Annotated in this window: 14 protein-coding genes; 3 read left to right on the top strand and 11 right to left on the bottom strand. The window is 72.2% G+C overall.

The window, feature by feature from the left end; all coding sequences use genetic code 11:
* Nucleotides 1-226: 226 nt before the first annotated feature.
* Both ACZ7OY_RS19320 and ACZ7OY_RS19315 read right to left on the bottom strand, forming a co-directional pair.
* The gene (locus ACZ7OY_RS19320) at nucleotides 227-1186 is read right to left on the bottom strand and encodes a DeoR/GlpR family DNA-binding transcription regulator (RefSeq protein WP_471912438.1); all 960 of its coding nucleotides are present in this window, start codon (nucleotides 1184-1186) and stop codon (nucleotides 227-229) included.
* Between the two features lie 166 nt (nucleotides 1187-1352).
* Entirely contained in the window at nucleotides 1353-2801 is a 1449-nt protein-coding gene (locus ACZ7OY_RS19315; protein ID WP_471912437.1) for an NAD(P)H-quinone dehydrogenase, read from the bottom strand.
* 106 nt (nucleotides 2802-2907) lie between these two features.
* Between ACZ7OY_RS19315 and ACZ7OY_RS19310 the strand changes: the two genes are divergently transcribed.
* From ACZ7OY_RS19310 to ACZ7OY_RS19300, 3 genes are all read left to right on the top strand, one after another.
* Nucleotides 2908-3345 (top strand): gamma-glutamylcyclotransferase family protein, encoded by a 438-nt coding sequence (locus ACZ7OY_RS19310; RefSeq protein WP_471912436.1) that lies wholly within the window; start codon nucleotides 2908-2910, stop codon nucleotides 3343-3345.
* A gap of 129 nt (nucleotides 3346-3474) precedes the next feature.
* Nucleotides 3475-4299, top strand: a complete 825-nt coding sequence (locus ACZ7OY_RS19305; protein WP_471912435.1) for a purine-nucleoside phosphorylase — start codon at nucleotides 3475-3477, stop codon at nucleotides 4297-4299.
* A 583-nt stretch (nucleotides 4300-4882) separates the two neighbouring features.
* A complete protein-coding gene (locus ACZ7OY_RS19300) occupies nucleotides 4883-6514 on the top strand; it encodes a phospho-sugar mutase (RefSeq protein ID WP_471912434.1) in 1632 nt (543 codons plus the stop codon).
* A 360-nt stretch (nucleotides 6515-6874) separates the two neighbouring features.
* Here ACZ7OY_RS19300 and ACZ7OY_RS19295 read toward each other — a convergent pair whose 3' ends face one another.
* The 9 genes from ACZ7OY_RS19295 to ACZ7OY_RS19255 all read right to left on the bottom strand — a co-directional run bounded on the left by ACZ7OY_RS19295 (nucleotide 6875) and on the right by ACZ7OY_RS19255 (nucleotide 18589).
* Entirely contained in the window at nucleotides 6875-7744 is an 870-nt protein-coding gene (locus ACZ7OY_RS19295; RefSeq protein ID WP_471912433.1) for a phosphate ABC transporter ATP-binding protein, read from the bottom strand.
* A gap of 21 nt (nucleotides 7745-7765) precedes the next feature.
* Complete coding sequence (locus ACZ7OY_RS19290) at nucleotides 7766-8707, bottom strand: sortase (RefSeq protein WP_471912432.1); 942 nt, start codon at nucleotides 8705-8707, stop codon at nucleotides 7766-7768.
* Nucleotides 8708-8798: 91 nt separating this feature from the next.
* Nucleotides 8799-10262, bottom strand: a complete 1464-nt coding sequence (locus ACZ7OY_RS19285) for an Ig-like domain-containing protein (protein ID WP_471912431.1) — start codon at nucleotides 10260-10262, stop codon at nucleotides 8799-8801.
* A 179-nt stretch (nucleotides 10263-10441) separates the two neighbouring features.
* On the bottom strand, nucleotides 10442-11437 hold the full coding sequence (locus tag ACZ7OY_RS19280) for a substrate-binding domain-containing protein (RefSeq protein ID WP_471912430.1): 996 nt from the start codon (nucleotides 11435-11437) through the stop codon (nucleotides 10442-10444).
* Between the two features lie 169 nt (nucleotides 11438-11606).
* Nucleotides 11607-14063 (bottom strand): hypothetical protein, encoded by a 2457-nt coding sequence (locus ACZ7OY_RS19275; RefSeq protein ID WP_471912429.1) that lies wholly within the window; start codon nucleotides 14061-14063, stop codon nucleotides 11607-11609.
* The gene (pstS, locus tag ACZ7OY_RS19270; RefSeq protein ID WP_471912428.1) at nucleotides 14060-15799 is read right to left on the bottom strand and encodes a phosphate ABC transporter substrate-binding protein PstS; all 1740 of its coding nucleotides are present in this window, start codon (nucleotides 15797-15799) and stop codon (nucleotides 14060-14062) included. Before pstS ends, ACZ7OY_RS19275 begins: the two co-directional genes overlap by 4 nt.
* Entirely contained in the window at nucleotides 15796-17094 is a 1299-nt protein-coding gene (gene pstA / locus ACZ7OY_RS19265; RefSeq protein ID WP_471912427.1) for a phosphate ABC transporter permease PstA, read from the bottom strand. The genes pstS and pstA overlap by 4 nt, the downstream gene beginning before the upstream one ends.
* Nucleotides 17095-17109: 15 nt before the next feature.
* Entirely contained in the window at nucleotides 17110-18099 is a 990-nt protein-coding gene (pstC, locus tag ACZ7OY_RS19260) for a phosphate ABC transporter permease subunit PstC (RefSeq protein ID WP_471912426.1), read from the bottom strand.
* Between the two features lie 217 nt (nucleotides 18100-18316).
* Complete coding sequence (locus ACZ7OY_RS19255) at nucleotides 18317-18589, bottom strand: hypothetical protein (protein ID WP_384736694.1); 273 nt, start codon at nucleotides 18587-18589, stop codon at nucleotides 18317-18319.
* Nucleotides 18590-18764: the final 175 nt, after the last annotated feature.

Below are 18764 nucleotides of genomic sequence, written 5' to 3'. Positions count from 1 at the left end.
CCACCGCTCGGGCACCGTCAAGGGCCTGAACTTCGAGGTCGGCGCCTCCGTCACCTCCGGCGCGGCCATCTGCGAGATCAAGGACTGACACCGGCACCTGTACCGGCGTACCTTCGAGCGCCCCGTGGACCGCAGCAGCCGGTCCGCGGGGCGTTTCGTTTCCCCGCGTACCGTGCAGAGAGGTCCAAGGGCTCGCGTCCACCCGCTGTCGAGCGGGCCTCGGCGGTCAGCGGCGGCGCAAATCCGCCACGCGTGCCCGTTCCGCGCCCGGCGACTGGTCGTTCAGGACCGCGGCGCTCCGCAGGCCGGGGCCCACGCCCGGGACCTGGCCGCGGCGAGGGGCGGGGAGGGGTACGTCCCGACGCTGCTGGCGCGCCGGGACGGCGTCACCCCCCGGGCTCCCCGCCGCCCCGGCCACGGCGATCTGCACCCCCTGGTCGGCGAGGGCCTGGAGTTCGGTGGCGGCACGGTCGTCGTGGGCGGGCGGCTCGTCGGTGATCAGACGGGTGATCAGGTCGGTGGGTACGGTCTGGAACATGGTGTCCGTACCGAGTTTGGTGTGGTCGGCGAGGACGACGACCTCCGCGGCGGCCTGGACCAGCGCCCGGTCGACGGAGGCCGACAGCATGTTGGACGTGGACAGCCCGCGCTCGGCGGTCAGACCGCTGCCGGACAGGAAGGCCCGCGAGACCCGCAGCCCCTGGAGGGACTGCTCGGCACCGCTGCCGACCAGGGCGTAGTTGGAACCGCGCAGGGTACCGCCGGTCATCACCACCTCCACCCGGTTGGCATGGGCCAGCGCCTGGGCGACCAGGAGGGAGTTGGTGACGACGGTCAGCCCGGGTACGCGGGCGAGCCGGCGGGCCAGCTCCTGGGTGGTGGTTCCCGCCCCGACCACGATGGCCTCGCCCTCTTCGACGAAGTTGGCGGCGAGGTCGGCGATGGCCGTCTTCTCGGCGGTCGCGAGATGAGACTTCTGCGGAAAGCCGGACTCCCGCGTGAACCCGCCCGGCAGTACCGCACCGCCGTGCCGGCGGTCGAGGAGTCCTTCTGCCTCCAGTGCGCGCACGTCCCGCCGTACGGTCACTTCGGAGGTCTGGACGACACGGGCGAGCTCACGGAGCGACACGGCCCCGTTCGCTCGCACCATTTCGAGGATCAATTGGCGACGTTCTGCAGCGAACACGAAACTGACAGTAACCCCAACGACCGTCTGGTTTCAGCTGTTTGCGCCGAATAACAGAAGTTGTTCGCACGGTGAAGGGCGAAGTGGTATAGAGCCTAGTCGCCCCGACTATGCCGCACGAATGGTCGACAACTCCCCGTGACCAGCGGGGAGTCACTTCCGGCCGTCAGCTCTCGCCCGTCGCCTTCCGGGTGTGCAGCTGCCGGGCCACTTCCGCGATCGACCCCGAAAGAGAGGGGTACACGGTGAACGCGTTCGCGATCTGTTCGACCGTCAGATTGTTGTCGACGGCGATCGAGATGGGGTGGATCAGTTCCGAGGCGCGCGGCGCCACGACCACACCGCCCACGACGATGCCCGTGCCCGGACGGCAGAAGATCTTCACGAAGCCGTCCCGGATGCCCTGCATCTTGGCGCGCGGGTTGCGCAGCAGCGGCAGCTTCACCACCCGGGCGTCGATCTTGCCCGCGTCGACGTCCGCCTGGGAGTAGCCGACGGTGGCGATCTCGGGGTCGGTGAAGACGTTCGAGGAGACCGTCTTGAGGTTGAGCGGGGCCACCGCGTCGCCGAGGAAGTGGTACATGGCGATGCGGCCCTGCATCGCGGCCACGGAGGCGAGGGCGAAGACGCCGGTCACGTCACCGGCCGCGTACACGCCGGGGGCCGTGGTGCGGGAGACCTTGTCGGTCCAGATGTGGCCGGAGTCGCGCAGCCTGACGCCCGCCTCCTCCAGGCCGAGCCCGGCGCTGTTGGGGATGGCGCCGACGGCCATCAGGCAGTGCGAGCCGGTGATGACCCGGCCGTCGGAGAGGGTGACCTCGACGCGGTCGCCGACCCGCTTGGCGGACTCGGCGCGGGAGCGGGCCATCACGTTCATGCCACGGCGGCGGAAGACGTCCTCCAGGACGGCGGCGGCGTCCGGGTCCTCGCCGGGCAGCACACGGTCGCGGGAGGACACCAGGGTCACCTTGGAGCCGAGCGCCTGGTAGGCACCGGCGAACTCGGCGCCGGTGACACCCGAGCCGACCACGATGAGCTCCTCGGGGAGTTCGTCGAGGTCGTACACCTGGGTCCAGTTGAGGATGCGCTCGCCGTCGGGCAGGGCGTCCGGCACCTCGCGCGGGTGACCGCCGGTGGCGATGAGGACGGCGTCGGCGACGAGGGTCTCCTCGGTGCCGTCGGCGGCCACCACGACGACCTTGCGCGAGCCGTCGAGGGCCTGCATCCCCTCCAGCCGGCCGCGCCCGCGCATGACGCGGGCGCCGGCCCGGGTCACGGAGGCGGTGATGTCGTGCGACTGGGCGAGCGCGAGCCGCTTCACCCGTCGGTTGACCTTGCCCAGGTCCACGCCGACGACGCGGGCGGCCTGCTCCACGTGCGGGGTGTCGTCGGCGACGATGATGCCCAGCTCTTCGTACGACGAGTCGAAGGTGGTCATCACCTCGGCCGTGGCGATAAGGGTCTTCGACGGCACGCAGTCGGTCAGCACCGACGCTCCGCCCAGACCGTCGCAGTCGACGACGGTCACCTCCGCGCCGAGCTGCGCCGCCACCAGCGCAGCTTCGTAGCCGCCGGGTCCACCACCGATGATCACGATCCGAGTCACGTACTCCATTGTCCCGCACGCGTCGAGGTGCTATTGCCCCGGGGCCGGACCAGGTCCCGGGGGACTCGACCGGGACGGGCGTGACACGCGGGACGGCTGCCGTACTCTCGGACCCATGTCGCTCTACACCGCGTACGCCGGCAACCTCGACGCGCGGCTGATGTCCCGCCGCGCCCCGCACTCGCCGCTGCGCGCGACGGGCTGGCTGAACGGCTGGCGGCTGACGTTCGGCGGCGAGCAGCTCGGCTGGGACGGCGCGCTGGCCACGGTCGTCGAGGACCCCGACGCGCAGGTCTTCGTCGCGCTGTACGACATCGCCCCCATGGACGAGGAGTCGCTGGACCGGTGGGAGGGCGTCGGCCTCGGCATCTACCGCCGGCTGCGGGTCCGCGTGCACACCCTGGACGGTCAGGAGCCGGCGTGGACGTACGTGCTCAACGGCTACGAGGGCGGACTGCCCTCCGCCCGCTATCTGGGCGAGGTCGCCGACGCCGCGGAGTCGGCGGGCGCGCCGCACGACTACGTGATGGAACTGCGCAAGCGGCCCTGCTGAGCCCGGCCCCGGACCGCCCTCGTGGGATCGGTCCGTACGGCGTTTCGTTGGAAACGACAAGACAACGATCGCCATCCCGTGAGCACTGTCATCTACGCGCGTAGGCCCAGACCGGCTACCCTCGTCCGCGTGAACGCATCTCTTCTTCCGGACGACATCCAGGGCGACCCCTATGCGGCCGCCGACGCCGCCGCCGCGCGCCTGCGCGAGCTGACGGGCGCCGAGACCCACGACGTCGCCCTCGTGATGGGCTCCGGCTGGGCACCGGCCGTGGACGCCCTCGGCGCTCCCGAGGCCGAGCTCCAGGTCACCGAGCTGCCCGGGTTCCCGCCGCCGGCGGTCGCCGGCCACGGCGGCACGATCCGCTCGTACCGCATCGGCGAGAAGCGCGCGCTCGTCTTCCTGGGCCGCACCCACTACTACGAGGGCCGTGGCGTCGCCTCCGTCGCGCACGGCGTGCGCACCGCGGTCGCCGCGGGCTGCAAGACCGTGGTGCTGACCAACGGCTGCGGCGGTCTGCGCGAGGGCATGCGCCCCGGGCAGCCGGTCCTGATCAGCGACCACCTCAACCTGACGGCGACCTCGCCGATCGTCGGCGCGAACTTCGTGGACCTCACCGACCTGTACTCGCCGCGTCTGCGCGCCCTGTGCAAGGAGATCGACGCCAGCCTGGAGGAGGGCGTCTACGCGCAGTTCCCCGGCCCGCACTACGAGACCCCGGCCGAGATCCGGATGGCCCGCGTCATCGGCGCGGACCTGGTCGGCATGTCGACGGTCCTGGAGGCGATCGCCGCCCGTGAGGCGGGTGCCGAGGTGCTGGGCATCTCGCTGGTCACCAACCTCGCGGCGGGCATGACGGGCGAGCCCCTCAACCACGAGGAGGTCCTCCAGGCCGGCCGCGACAGCGCGACCCGGATGGGCTCCCTGCTGGCGCAGGTGCTGGACCGCCTGTAGGCGACCGGCGCCGCGCCCTCGCCCCGCGGGGTTCGAGGAGCGGACTCCGGGGGCAGAGCCTCCGGGGAGGGACGTACGGGGCCGGTGGTGCCCACGGGACACCTGACACCCCGGGGCACCACCGGCACCGGACGCGCGACCCGCCCGGACTGCGACCCGCCCGGACTGCGACCCGCCCGGGCGGCGGACGCATCCGGGCGGCGGACGCACAGGGGGCGCGGGACGCGCAGGGAGCGCGGGACGACCGTGGCCGCGCAACCGTCGCGGGTCGCGCAACCGTCGCGGGCCGCGCAACCGTCGTGGACCGCGGGACGGCTGTGAGCGCGGGACGGCTGCGAACGCAGGGCCGCCGTGCCCGTGGGGCGGCCGTGACTCCGGGACGCCCGTGACTCCGGGGCGGCCGTGACCGCGGGGCGGGAGGCTCCGGGGGTGCCGGCACCCGCGGGTACGCGCCCCGCGTACCCGCACCGCCCGTACGCCGCCGTACGCACCGCCCCTACGCACCACCCGTGGGCGCGCACCACCGCACGCACCGCACGCACGCGCGCGCAGCGCGGCACACGAACGAGAGGTTGGACCGAACGTGCAAGACGATCTCATCGCACGGGCCACGTCATGGCTGGCCGAGGACCCCGACGCGGACACCCGCGCGGAACTCGCCAAGCTCATCGACGCGGGAGACCACGCCGAGCTCGCCGCACGCTTCGGCGGCACCCTCCAGTTCGGCACCGCGGGCCTGCGCGGCGAACTGGGCGCCGGCCCGATGCGCATGAACCGCTCGGTCGTCATCCGCGCCGCGGCCGGTCTCGCCGCGTACCTGAACAAGAACGGCAGTTCCGGCGGCCTCGTCGTGATCGGCTACGACGCCCGCCACAAGTCCGCCGACTTCGCCCGCGACACCGCGGCCGTGATGACCGGCGCGGGCCTGCGCGCCGCCGTGCTGCCGCGCCCGCTGCCCACGCCCGTCCTCGCCTTCGCCATAAGGCACCTCGGCGCGGTGGCCGGCGTCGAGGTGACGGCCAGCCACAACCCGCCCCGCGACAACGGCTACAAGGTCTACCTCGGCGACGGCTCCCAGATCGTCCCGCCGGCCGACGCGCGGATCGCCGCCGAGATCGACGCGATCGAGGCGCTCGCCGACGTCCCCCGCCCGGACCAGGGCTGGCAGACCCTCGACGAGAGCGTCCTGGAGGCCTATCTGGCCCGTACGGACGCCGTCCTGTCCCCCGGCTCCCCGCGCACCGCCCGCACCGTCTACACGGCGATGCACGGCGTCGGCAAGGACGTCCTGCTCGCGGCCTTCGCCCGCGCGGGCTTCCCGGCCCCGGTCCTGGTCGCCGAGCAGGCCGAGCCCGACCCGGACTTCCCGACCGTCGCCTTCCCCAACCCGGAAGAGCCCGGCGCGATGGACCTGGCCTTCGCGCAGGCCCGCGAGACCGCCCCCGACCTGATCATCGCCAACGACCCCGACGCCGACCGCTGCGCCGTCGCCGTCGAGGAGGACGGCGCCTGGCGGATGCTGCGCGGCGACGAGGTCGGCTCGCTGCTCGCCGCCCACCTGGTGCGGCGCGGGGTCACCGGCACCTTCGCCGAGTCCATCGTCTCCTCCTCGCTCCTCGGCCGGATCGCGGGGAAGGCGGGTCTGCCGTACGAGGAGACCCTCACCGGCTTCAAGTGGATCGCCCGCGTGGACGGCCTGCGCTACGGCTACGAGGAGGCCCTCGGCTACTGCGTCGACCCCGAGGGCGTACGCGACAAGGACGGCATCACCGCGGCGCTCCTCGTCACGGAGCTGGCCTCCGAGCTCAAGGAGCAGGGCCGCACCGTGCTCGACCTGCTCGACGACCTCGCCGTCGAGCACGGGCTGCACGCCACCGACCAGCTCTCGGTGCGGGTGGAGGACCTCTCGGTCATCGCCGACGCGATGCGCCGGCTGCGCGAGCGGCCGCCGGCCGAACTCGCCGGGCTGGCGGTGACCGCGGCGGAGGACCTCACCCGGGGCACCGACCGGCTCCCGCCCACGGACGGTCTGCGCTACACCCTCGACGGCGCACGCGTCATCGTCCGGCCCAGCGGCACCGAGCCCAAACTGAAGTGCTACCTGGAGGTCGTCGTCCCGGTGGGCGGCCACGCCGGCCTCCCGGCGGCCCGCGCCCGGGCCGCCGAACTGCTCGCGGCGATCAAGCGCGACCTGTCGGCGGCCGCCGGGATCTGACCCGGTCCTGCGAGGGGGGGCTGTGCGGCAACGGCCTTGTGCGGCAAGGGCTGCGCGGCCTGGAGCACCGTGATTCACCCGGAATTGGGCTGTCGCATGCTTCCCGGCTGCCTCCCGCGGGCGCGTCCGCCCCATCCTGGAAGCGCAGCACGGATGCACTCCTCACCCCCCTTGGAGGCATCCACCCCCTGGGTGTCCCAAGCCCCAGGAGTCACATGCGGCGGGACACCGCACCTGGGCCGGGCACGGGGTCCGGATCCGCGACGGCGGGCCGGACCCCGTGCCCGGTCGTCTGTCCGGGGCCCCGGCGACCGGCGCGGGGCGGCGCTCAGGGCGGTGTGCGGTGGCGCGCGTGGCGGCTCAGCCGAAGCGGCCGTTGACGTAGTCCGTGGTGCGCGGGTCCTGCGGGCTGTCGAACATCGCGCCCGTGGGGCCGTACTCGACGATCGCGCCTGGGGTGCCCTGCTCGGCGAGGAAGAACGCGCACTGGTCGGAGACGCGGGCCGCCTGCTGCATGTTGTGGGTGACGATCACGATGGTCACCTCCTCGGACAGCTCGTGGATCGTCTCCTCGATGCGCCGCGTCGAGGTCGGGTCCAGGGCCGAGCACGGTTCGTCCATGAGCAGCACCCGGGGCCGTACGGCCAGCGAGCGCGCGATGCAAAGCCGCTGCTGCTGGCCGCCGGAGAGCGCACCGCCGGGCTGCCTCAGGCGGTCGCGGACCTCCTTCCACAGGCCCGCCTTGGTCAGGCACTCCTCGACGAGCGCGTCCTTGTCGTCGCGGCCCGCCTTGATGCCGCCCAGTTTCAGGCCGGCGGTGACGTTGTCGTAGATCGACATCGCCGGGAAGGGGTTGGGCTTCTGGAAGACCATGCCGATCTGGCGGCGGGCGTGGGTGATACGGCGACCGCGGTCGTAGATGTCCTCGCCGTCGAGCAGCACCCGGCCCGCCAGGGACGCGGAGCCGACGAGTTCGTGCATGCGGTTGAGGATCCGCAGGAAGGTGGACTTGCCGCAGCCGGACGGGCCGATGAGCGCGGTGACCTTGCGGGCGGGCATGGTGAGCGAGACGTGTTCCAGGACCTTGTGGTCGCCGAACCAGGCCGAGATGGAGTCGGCCTCCAGGGTGGCGGGGTCGCTCTGCGCGGTGCCGCGGCCGGGCCTGACGGCGTTGATTCTCCGCGTCGGATCGAGGATCTCGTCGACGAGCGTGTCGGTCGGGTCGGACATGATGGCGGAACTCCTCGTCGGTCAGAGCAGGTTGGGCAGCAGGCGGGTGGCGGCGCCGGAGACGGCGAGGCCGAGGGCGGCCAGCACGGGCGCGCCGACGATCCAGGTCTGCCAGCGCCCCCAGACGCGGTAGGCGGCCATGGTGAGCAGGGCCGCGAGCAGCAGGGCCTGCGACCACAGGAAGACCGGGAGCCAGGCGGCGTCCTCGGTGCCCAGGGCCTGCTCGGAGTCGTCGATCCAGCCGAGGGCCAGCGGGCGCGCCGGGCTGGGCTGGACGGGGCTGGTCAGGGTCGCGTCGACGCGGACCGTGCCGGAGGGGGTGTAGGGGGCGCCTTCGGCGGTGATGAGCGTGAGCCGGCCCTCGTTCTGCTTGAGCGCGGCCGGCAGCGGGTCGCCCTCGTGGCGTAGGCCCGACACCCGGTAGACGGCGGTGCCCTGACCGGTGGTCAGCCGGATCTCGGTGCCGAGGGGAAGCCGGTGCAGGTCGTTGAACGGGCTGCCGTAGCCCCACTGGCGGCCCATGACCACGCTGGTGCCGGCCTGTCCGGGCAGCGGGGTGTCGCGGCGGTGGCCGGGGCCGGACATCAGCACCCCGGAGGCGGTGCCCTCGCCGACGACCTCCTTGAGGCCCAGGGCGGGGATGCGCAGCAGCGCCACGGGGGCGCCCGGCTCCAGCATCTTCCCGTCGTACGTCTGCTGGCCCACCGGGGCGATGCCCAGGGCGAGCTGGCGCCGGAACTCGTCGTAGGCGGTCTCCTGGTCGCGGCTGTGCTGGAGGTGGCCGACGATCGTCAGGTTGGCGGCGAAGCCGAGCAGCAGGGCGGCGAGCAGGCACAGCGCGGCCCCGGCGAACGCGAAGCCGGGCCGCTCGGCCCGCGCCGGGGCCGCGCCGGACCCGGGCTCGGGCGAGGGCGCCGGCACCGGGGGCGCCTCGGTCGGCGGGGGCGGGGACAGCACGGTCACGGCAGTGCTCCTGTGAAGAGGTGTGGGGCGGGAGGGCGCGGGCGCGGGCGGCGGGAGGGGCCCGCCGCCCGCGCCGCGCGCGTGGCCGTGGTCAGGCGCCGGGCTCACCGAAGGTCAGCAGTCCGTTGCGGCGGCCGAACCGTACGAAGACGATGCCGGCCGTGACGAGGACGACCGCGCCGACGCCGGAGAACAGGGCGATCTGGCTGCCGGTGGAGGCGAGGCCGCCCTGCGGGGAGGTGCCGCCGGAGCCGGAGCCGCCGCCGGAGCCGCTGCTCCCGCCGGAGCCGGAGTCCCCGCCGGAGGTGCTGTCGCCGCCGGTCGTGGTGCCGGAGGTGTCACCGGTGGGGTCGTCGCTCGGCTCGTCCGAGGGGCTCTCGCTCGGGTCCTCACTGGGGCTGGTCGACGGCGAGGCCGAGGACGGCTCGGCGAGGGTGAAGGAGACGGCGGCCACGCTTCCCACGCCGGTGCAGTCGGGGCTGTAGTCCCAGCTGGTCTGCCCGGCCACCGCGTCCTCGGGCACGGTCAGCGTGGGCCAGGTCACCGTGCCGTTCGCGTCGGCGACGGCGCTCGGGAAGGCGGTGTCGTTGTTGAACATCGCCATCGTGTAGGTCGCGCCGGCCGAGCACCCGCGGATGATGACCTTCACCGTCTGGCCGCGGGTCAGTTGGGGGTTGACGGCGAGGAGTTGCCCCGAGGCGTCGCGCATCTCGAACCGGGCCGTCTGCACGGTCACCGAGGCGGGTGACGCCACCTCGGAGGCTCCCCACTGGGCGGGGTTCTGCGGGGTGAACCGGGCGGTGACGCCGTGCTGGCCCTCGGTCAGCGCCGAGGTCTTGAACTCGGCCTTCCCGCCGGAGACCGCGGCCTGGCCGAGCGTGGTAGCGCCCTCCAGGAAGGTGACGGTGCCGGCCGCCTCGGCGGGCGAGACCGTCGCGGTGAACGTCGTCTCCTGGCCGGGCTCGATCACCGACGGGCTCGCGGTCACGGTGAGGCCGGTGGCCTGAGCGCCCTCCCCGACCACCCAGTCGTCACCGGTCACGGTGATCTTCTGGGTCCAGTAGTTGCCGTCCGGGTGGGTGCCGCCGAAGTCGTCGAGGCAGACGAGCTGCAGCTCGTAGGTGCCGTCGGAGGTGAAGATCTGCGACGGGTCGGCGAGCCCCAGGTCGGGGTTGTCCGCGGCGGCCAGCGAGGCGGTCTTGGCCGCGTCGTACGGCGACGCGCTCGTGATCGAGCCCATCAGGACGGCCGATCCGCCGCCCGGCTTCACCACGCTCAGCGCGAGGGTGTAGTTGATGGGGATCGACTCCAGGACGTTGCCCGCGTCGTCCTTGATCTCGAAGTCGGGGCAGGCCGCGGGGGTGGTGAGGGAGGGGCCGAAGGGCTGCGGGTCGCTGAGCTTGCCGCTGGTGGAGGCGAAGGTGAATTCCCCAATGGAGGCCGCCGCCCGGGCGGGCTGGGACTGGGACACCACCAGGCCCACCAGGCCCAGGGCGAGCAGGGCGCAGGCGGCCACGATCGCGGCCGCTCTTCGGAACGGATGTGGCACGGTCATTGCGAGGGCCCCCCGGGGGACGGTTGTCGGATGTACGGGACAGGTCGTGGAGCAGGCGTACGGCGCGTGGAGCGGACGTACGCCGAAGTGCGCGCGGAACGGACGTACGGGGACAGCACGTGGGGCCGGGCACCCGAGGGTGCCCGGCCGTCACGCGAGGATCAGACGACGATCACGGTTCAGCGCTCGGCCTTGAGGTCGGTGTTGCCGCAGTTGGTCAGGGTGCCGAAGCCGTAGTTGGTGATCGTGGAGCTCGCGGCGCACACCTTCGAGGTGGCGCCGACGAAGGTCTCGGCGACGACGGGGTCGGTGAGGTTGGCGGTCGGGACGACGTTGTAGACGTTGCGCAGGAAGTCCGAGGTGAACGCGGTGTTCAGCGCCAGGGCGCTGCCCGAGCCCGTGGTCGGGGCGGTGCCGTTGATGTTGCGCAGCCGCGAGGTGCCACGACGGTTCGGGACGTCGGAGAAGCCCTTGCCCTGGGAGATCCACTGGGCGATCGAGTACGGCATGAGCTGGTTGCCGTTGACCAGGGCCAGACCGTTGTGCTCCTGGATGGTCTGGTCCACGCAGGTGCCGACCTGGGACTCGGTGATGCCGATGGCGGTCAGCCAGAAGCTGCGGGTGCCCGAGCCGGACTGCGGCAGCAGCGGCTGCGCGTTCGGGAACTCGGTGGAGTTGCACTGGTAGATCGCGGCGAGCTGCGCCTTCGTCAGGTTCGTCGGCAGCGTGCTGCCCAGGGCGGTGGCGTAGGTGACGCCGTCCTTGGCGTACGGGATGAAGGTGAGGTCCGTGGTGCTGGTGTCCGCGGGGCCGCGCGAGGAGCGGGCGAAGTCGATGCAGTGGGTGCCCGCCGCGATGTCGGCGTTCAGCGCGTTGATGCCGGCCGAGGATCCGTCCGGACGGGCGACGGTGTCACAGCCCGTGGTCTTGGTCTTGATCGTGGTGGAACCGGGGACGAGGGCGTTCCAGGAGGCGATGATCTTGCCGTTGCCGTTCGTGACGACTTCGCCCAGGCCGTTCATGACGTACTGGGTGGTGTCCGAACCGACACCGGCGAGCTGACGGTAGTCAGTGACCGGGGTCGGGTCCGCCGAAGCCGGCGAGGCCAGGATGCCGAGACCGAGAGCCGCGACACCGAAAGCAGCGCCGACCTTGGCGCGAGACTTGACGTTCACTTCTGAACCCCTTGGTTTATGGATTTCGAAGACTGGACGCTCAAGCGGAATGCGATTTCCTTGCTGCCGACCCGCCGATCGGCCATCGCCTACGCTTCCAGTATTTCCGGGCGATGACCAACCAATTTCCAACGAGGGAAAGGTTACGGGGAGGCTTCCTAGGTGCCTCCTAGGGATTCCGGCGCTGCGCGAGACGAAGCATCAGCGGACCCGATATCCCCGCCGCACCACCCAGGATCAATACGGTCACAAGAACCCAGCGAATAATCCCCATGACGTCTTTCGGGGTGATTCCGGCGGCCGGGTTCGCGATGTTCTGCTGGGGCCCCGAGGAGGGGGGTGCGGAGCCGCTCGGGGGCGCGGAGGCGGGCGGCGTGGTGCCGGTGCCGCCGGCCGCGGCCGCGCCCGCGCTCGTGTCTCCGGACGTCCCGCCGGTGCCGTTGCCGCCGGAGGTCCCGCCGGTGCCCGTCCCGGAGGTGTCACCCCCGGAGCCGCCCGTGCCGCCCGGGGACTCGCTCCCGGTCGCACCGCGCTCCAGCGCGTCCGCGGCGGCCTCGGCCTGCTCGCGCTGGCGAGCCGGCAGCGGCGCGTAGCCCGCGGGCAGCTGGCCGGCCGAGACACCCGGTGTCTGGCCCGGCCCGGCGGCGTACCGGATGAACTGCGCGTACGCCGTGCGGGCCGCCGCGTCCTGGTTCATCGAGGCGGCGGCGTAGGCCACGGCGGTCAGCGGGTACGCCTGGCCCTTGGCGCGGGCCGGGTCGGGGTCGAGCACGGAGGCGTCGGCGGCGGTCGGCTTCATGGCCGCGACGCCGGCCGTGAGGGTGGCGGTGGTCGGATGGACGAAGGTGCCGTCGGCGTTGCGCAGGGCCGCGGTCGCCAGCCCGTAGCGCTGCGCCGACGCCGTGTCGACGATCGCCAGGACGGCCCGCCGGCCCCACAGGGCGGGGTCGTTGATGAGCTTGGGCGGGGAGTTGTCGCCCGCCTGCCACTGGATGGTGCGGTTGTCGTTGCCCCGCAGGGTGCGCAGCGCGCCGTCGTGCAGGTCGGCGGTGTACGGGTTCAGGTCGGTCAGGGTGTAGGTGAGCGGCGGAGTGCCGTTGGCGAGGGCGTCCGTCACCGTCGGGTCCACCTTGGGGAAATCGGTGAGCGAGGTGCTCTCGGCGAGTTTCAGATCCTTGAAGTAGGGGTTCACTTTCATCCCCCACGGATCAGCCTTGCCGGACAGGAAGTCCCGGGCCTCGGTGTCCGCCTGGAGCCAGTTCCAGACCAGCTTGGTGGTGTCGGAACTCTGCAGCGGGACCAGAAGGCTCCGCGGCTGTCCGCTCAGCGCGGGGAATTCCGGATTCAGTTTCTTGAATTCCGGGTCCTCGTTGAAGAAGGCGGGATTCCCGGCCAGATGCGGAGCATGCCCCTGGGCCAGCGACACATCCTTCTGGTACGAGTGCGTGAGCATCTTGGCGAGCAGCCGCGGGGTCAGTCTCATGTCCTGGACCACGCCGTCCGGGCCTTCGACGAAGAAGGCGACCGCGACCCCGGACACCGCCACCGGCGCCTGGACGATCTTCGTCCCGTCGTCCTGGGCGACCGGGGCGACGGTGAAGCCCAGCAGCGGCGACTCGGCGGTGGTGCCCTGCACCTGGTTGCGCGCCTCCTCCTCCCCGCCCTGGGTGAAGGCGAACGTGCTGTCGGTGGCGGAGCACAGCTTCGGCTGCCAGGAGGTGACGGCGTCCGTCACCAGTTCGGAGCCGGCGGTGGGCCGCTCGGCCTGGCCCTTCGGGCAGAACTCGTCGACCTGGAGGAAGTGCAGCGGGACGACCAACCGCTGGGCCCAGTTCGTGGCGCTCAGCGGCGACCCGTCGACCGTTCCGTCCTCGCCGGCCCGGGTGACGTCCGTGCCGTCCGGGTTGTGGGTGCCGCGCGGCACGACGACCAGCCAACACGACCGGGGCACGGGGGTGCTGCCCGCGGGCGCGGTGTTCGTGCCGCAGCCGAGGTGGGGTGCCTCGGTCGCGTCCTGCACCTCGAAGTTCACCTCGCCCGAGCCGCCCGCGAAGACCCGGGCGGCCGCCTGCTCGTTGGTGTCCAGCGGACCGAAGTAGGTCGGGTCCTTGGTGGACGTGGTCGGCGGGAGACCGCCGATCGGCCGGAACGGGACGAACGCGTTCGCGCCCGTGTACTGCGTCTCCTCGGGGTCGCCCGCGAAGCCCGTGCCGGCGACCACGCTCCGCGACTGGGCCAGGGTGCCCAGGGCGACGGGGACGCCGGTGGCGCCGAACACGCACTGCTCCCGGGTGGGGCCGGCCGGGTCGTCCCCCCAGCACTGCATGATCTGGAGGTAGTTGCGCCGGAAGTCGCCCTCCGACGTCGGCGTGCCGCCCTCCCAGCTGACCCGTACGCCCTGCGAGCGTAGGTCCTTCGTCTGTTGGACGGTCACCTTCAGACCGGAGAAGTCGTCGTACTTGCCCTTCTTCCCCGTCACCGTCACCGCGGAGTCCGCCGCCCCGCCGTCCGCCGCGGCGGCGGTCGTGGCGGACGGCACCGGGAGCAGCGCCAGGACCAGTGCGGCCAGCAGCGCGCCCAGCGCGAGGAGCAGCCGCGGCCGGGGCCGGTTCGCGGCGCCCGTCATGCCGCACCCCGCTTGCGTCGCGACCGGCCGGACATCAGCCGGGCGAGCGCGGGCGGGCCGACGACGACGCCGACCAGCAGTACGGCCGACAGCGCCATCAGCGCGGTGCGCAGCCCGAGGGCGTCGCCCGAGCCGAGGGAGACCGGGGTGGCGGCGACGGTGGTGTCGCCGCCACCGCTCCGGCCGTCGCCGATCACCTCGCCGGTGTCGGGGTCGACGACGGTCCCCCCGGTCGTCCCGCCGCCGCTCGTGCTGGTGCCGGCCGTGCCGGTGCCGCCGGTGCCGCCCGTCGTGCCGGTCGTGCCCGTCCCGCCGGTGGCGGCGGAGCCGCCCGTCGCGGTGGAGCCGCCGGAGGAGCCGGAGCCGCCCGAGCCGCTGCCGCCGGTGGCGCCGCCGCTGCCGCCGGCGCTCGGTGTGGTGGGCTGCTTGGCGCCGCCGGTGCCGGTGGCGCACTGGTCGGAGCCCTTCTTGTCGCAGGCCGCCGGGTAGGGGGCGTTCTTCGCCAGCAGGTTCTTGCCGTCGGAGGAGAACGTCGGGTTGTTGCAGTTCTTGATGTCGATGTCCGACGCCTCGGCGCCGGGGATCTTGCGCACCTGTTCCATGGCGGCCTGGACGAGGTTGATCGGCAGCGGCGAGTAGCCGAGCCGGTCGGCCTGCTGCTGGCCCTCGCAGAGGAAGTAGTTGTCGAACGCGCTCAGCGTCGCGCCCTTGGCCTTGGTGAAGCCCATCTCCTCCTTGGTCGGGATGATCATGTAGCTGTAGCTGGAGAGCGGGTAGGTGCGCTTGTCGGCGTACGTGTAGACCCCGTCCAGATCCTGCGTCAGGTAGTTCGCGGAGCGCGGGTCGTTGTTGATCCGGGCCTTGGTCAGGGCGACGGCCACGCTGGAGGCGGTCGGCTCGACGTAGTAGCCGGCGTTGTTGAGGACCTTGACGACCGGGAAGCCCGCGTTCCTGGCGTAGGAGTACTCGACGTAGGTGATGGCGCCCTCGGCCTGGGGCTGCTTGGTGTAACCCGCGACGCCGAGCGAGCCGGACTGGGCGACGAAGCCGGAGCCGGGGATGTTCGGGAAGTACGAGGTCAGCCCGCAGGGGGTGGGCTTGCCGGCGCGGCGGCAGTAGTCGTTCCACAGCGAGCTGTGCTGCTTGGACATCCAGAGCGTGAACTGCGCGGTCGTACCGGAGCCGTCGGAACGCACGACCGGGACGATCCGGCGGGCGGGGAGGTTCAGTCTGGGATTGTCGGCCTTGATCTCCGCCGCGTTCCACATGGTCAGCTTGCCGGTGAAGATCTTGGAGAGGACGTCCCCGGACAGCCGGAGGTTGGTGACGCGCCTGCCGCCGATCTGGAGGTTGTACATGAACGACGTGCCACCGGCGACGATCGGCATGTAGGCGTACTTGCGCCGGGGCGGCGTGTCCGTCGTGCCGAACTCGGTGAGGCCGTAGGGGATCTCGGAGACGCCGAAGTCGGAGGTGCCGTTGGCGAACTGGGTACGGCCGACCGTCGAACCGACCGACGCGTAGTTGACGGTCATGCCCTGCTGGCGGACGTTGCGCCGCCACTGCTCGATGGCGTTGGCGCTCCAGGTCGAGCCGGAGCCGCTGATCTTCACGTACGTGACGGCGAAGGCACCTGGCGGGTGACTGGCCAGCAGCGCGCAGACCAGGGCGGTCAGCAGCGCCAGCGCCTGGTGCGCACGCCGGGCGCGCGGACGACGGACAGGTGCGGGTATCACGGAGTGCTCCTCGTCGGTGCGGGTCTGACGGGCTGCCGGTCGGCGGACGTGCGGTCCGTGAAGCGCTGCGCGTCACGGCGGGACGCCTTCACCCGGCGGTGCTCCTGACGGCGGGTCAGCCGGCCCGGTCCGCGGCCGCCCACGACGCGGGCCACCACGAACAGGACGAGGACCAGCACCAGCAGGACGGCCGCCGTGCCGAAGCCGCGGGCGACATAGGTGGGTTCGGGGGACTTGACGAGTTCGAAGGCCGCCAGCGGCAACGACACCATCGGGTCCTTGAACGGGTCGGTGTTGAGCTCGGCGGTGAAACCGGCGGTCAGCAGCACCGGCGAGGTCTCCCCCACCCCGCGGGCGGTGCCCAGGATGACGGCGGTGGTCAGCCCGGAGCGGGCGGTGGGCAGCACCACGTGCCACACGGTGCGCCAGCGCGAGGTGCCCAGCGCGTACGACGCCTCGCGCAGGGTGCCGGGCACCAGCCTGATCACCACGTCCGCCGCCCTGATGATGATCGGCAGCATCATCACGGAGATCGCGAGCGCGGCGGCCAGACCGGACCGGTCGAAGCCGAGCCCCAGGATGAAGGTCGCGTAGATGAACAGGCCGGCCACGATGGACGGCAGCGCGGTCATGGCCTCGACGATGGTGCGCACGAACCGGCTGAAGGCGCCGGGCACCTCGTTGAGGAAGACCGCGCACACCAGTCCGGCCGGGATGCAGATCGTCAGGGCGATGGAGATCTGCCACAGGGTGCCGACGATCGCGTGCAGGATGCCGCCCACGCTGAGCGGCTCGACCGGACCGGCGTCGGCCATCGACTGGGTGTAGAAGTTCAGGTGCGGCAGCGCGTCGCGGCCCTCGTAGAGGGTGTAGACGACCACGAAGGCCAGCGCGGTCAGCATCACCAGGCCGAGGCTCTGGACGACCGCGGCGGCCACCCGGTCGCGGACCGCGGGGCCGTCCTCGTCGAAGGAGACCAGCAGCGCGTAGAGGCCGAGGAAGAGCGCGTAGGCGACGAGGAGGAAGCCCAGCGCGCCGTTGAAGGGCAGCAGCCGGTCGAACATCACCCAGGTCAGGGCGAGGGACGCGGCCCCGGCACCGGCCATGGCGTACACGTCGGTGGCGCGCAGGGTGGACAGGTTGCGGCGCGGCTGGGCGGGCCTGGCCGTGTCGCCGCCGGGACGGCGGCGGGGCAGGCTGGTGGCCGGCACCGGCGGTTTCGGTGCTCCCGCGGGGCTCGGCCCGGTCCCCGGCCCCGGATCGCCGGGCGGGCTCTGTGCGGCGGTGACGGTCATCGGACTCAGATCTCCTCAGGAGTCGCTCGCCGCGCCGGAACGGCTGCGGGCGACGATCGACGATGCGGCGAAGTTGACGACGAGGGTCATCAGGAAGAGCGCGAGACCGGCGGCCATCAGCGCCGACATGCCGAGGTCGGAGGCCTCGCCGTAGCGCAGGGCGATCAGCGAGGAGACCGAACTGGTGCCGTTCTGGAGGATGTGCGGCTGGATCACGAAGACCGGCGAGATGATCATGTAGACGGCGATGGTCTCGCCGAGCGCCCGGCCCAGGCCCAGCATGGTGCCGCCGATCATGCCGCCCTTGCCGAACGGCAGGACGACGCTGCGGATCATGCCCCAGCGGTGGGCGCCGAGCGCGTAGGCGCCCTCCCGCTCGCCCACCGGGGCCTGTGAGAACACCTCGCGCATCACCGAGCAGATGATCGGCGCGACCATCAGGGACACGATCATGCCCGCGATGAAGGTGGACGAGGTGAAGACGGTCGCGGTGGCGAGCGGGTCCCGCGGATCGGCGCCGTCGACCTCGAAGAGGGGGATCCAGCCGAAGTAGGTCGAGATCCAGCGCGCGACGGTGACGACGTGTCCCTGGAAGAAGAACAGCCCCCACAGGCCGTAGACGACCGACGGCACGGCGGCCATCAGATCCACCACGCTGATGAGGGTCCGGCGCAGCCGCGGCGGCGCGAACTCGGAGATGTAGAGCGCGGTGCCGAGCGCGAGCGGTACGGCGAAGACGATGGCGACGAGCGCGATCAGCACCGTGCCGACGAGCACGGCCGCGATCCCGAAGTGCCCGCCGTCCGGCTCCCAGGTCTCGGTGGTGACGAAGGACCAGCGCGCGGCCGACAGTGCCTGCCAGGCCCGGTACGTCAGGAAGCCGCCGACCAGCAGCATGATCGCGAGCACCAGGGTGCCGCCACCGCGCAGGATCCCCCGGAACACGCGGTCGGGCATACCCGGGTCGAGATGCAGGCGTCTGGGCGGGTCGTCCGCGGGAGCCACAGGTCGCTCATGGATTCGGGTCGTCACATCGGCCGACGCTCCTGAGGAGGGATGGACACCCGCGCACACGCATATGAACGAGACACCCCCGCGGGGCAACTTCCGGGTTTGACGTGAACGCAGCGACCACGGAATACGAAACGGAGGGGGCCGGGGTCCGCCGTGCGGCGGGCCCCGGCCCCCTCTCCCGGATCGCCGGGCCGTCAGCGGCGCGCGCTCACTCCGTCTCGCCCCACGGGATCACGTCCCCGGACCCGAGCTCGGTCAGCAGCGCCCGGAACCGTTCGTAGGCGGCCTGACACGTCGAGTGCCGCTCGTAGGCGCGCGAGGACACCGCCACGACGCCGCCGGCGCGATCACGCATCCGCCACACCCAGCCACTGCCTTCCGCGGTGTGGTGCACCGCGCCGGGTAATTCCGCGACATCGGCGCACAGCCGCTCGAACGCGGCGCGGCATTCGCCGTAGTCCCGGTAGGTCCGTGCGGCCACGGCGATCACCCGCCCGTTCGTGGCCGTGAGCCGCCACGAGTAAGTGCCGTCTGCACCGATGTCTATTTGGCAGCGCGTGCCGGGTACGGCCGCGCCTCCATTTCTTGCCACCATCCATCCCCACCCCTGTGTTCCCCGATGCCAGGAAGCCGCACGCGCCGGCTCTGGTTCGCCG

The organism is Streptomyces sp. NPDC107559, from assembly GCF_055657365.1.
The sequence above is the reverse complement of the archived record's forward strand: the minus strand, read 5'-3'. Positions and strand labels throughout refer to the sequence as shown.

What these genes read in the sequence shown, in the direction of transcription:
- ACZ7OY_RS19310 (WP_471912436.1), top strand. Translation starts at nt 2,908, where the DNA reads ATGTCGCTCTACACCGCGTACGCCGGCAACCTCGACGCGCGGCTGATG.
- ACZ7OY_RS19275 (WP_471912429.1), bottom strand. Translation starts at nt 14,063, where the DNA reads ATGACGGGCGCCGCGAACCGGCCCCGGCCGCGGCTGCTCCTCGCGCTG.
- pstA (WP_471912427.1), bottom strand. Translation starts at nt 17,094, where the DNA reads ATGACCGTCACCGCCGCACAGAGCCCGCCCGGCGATCCGGGGCCGGGG.
- ACZ7OY_RS19285 (WP_471912431.1), bottom strand. Translation starts at nt 10,262, where the DNA reads ATGACCGTGCCACATCCGTTCCGAAGAGCGGCCGCGATCGTGGCCGCC.
- ACZ7OY_RS19315 (WP_471912437.1), bottom strand. Translation starts at nt 2,801, where the DNA reads ATGGAGTACGTGACTCGGATCGTGATCATCGGTGGTGGACCCGGCGGC.
- ACZ7OY_RS19295 (WP_471912433.1), bottom strand. Translation starts at nt 7,744, where the DNA reads ATGTCCGACCCGACCGACACGCTCGTCGACGAGATCCTCGATCCGACG.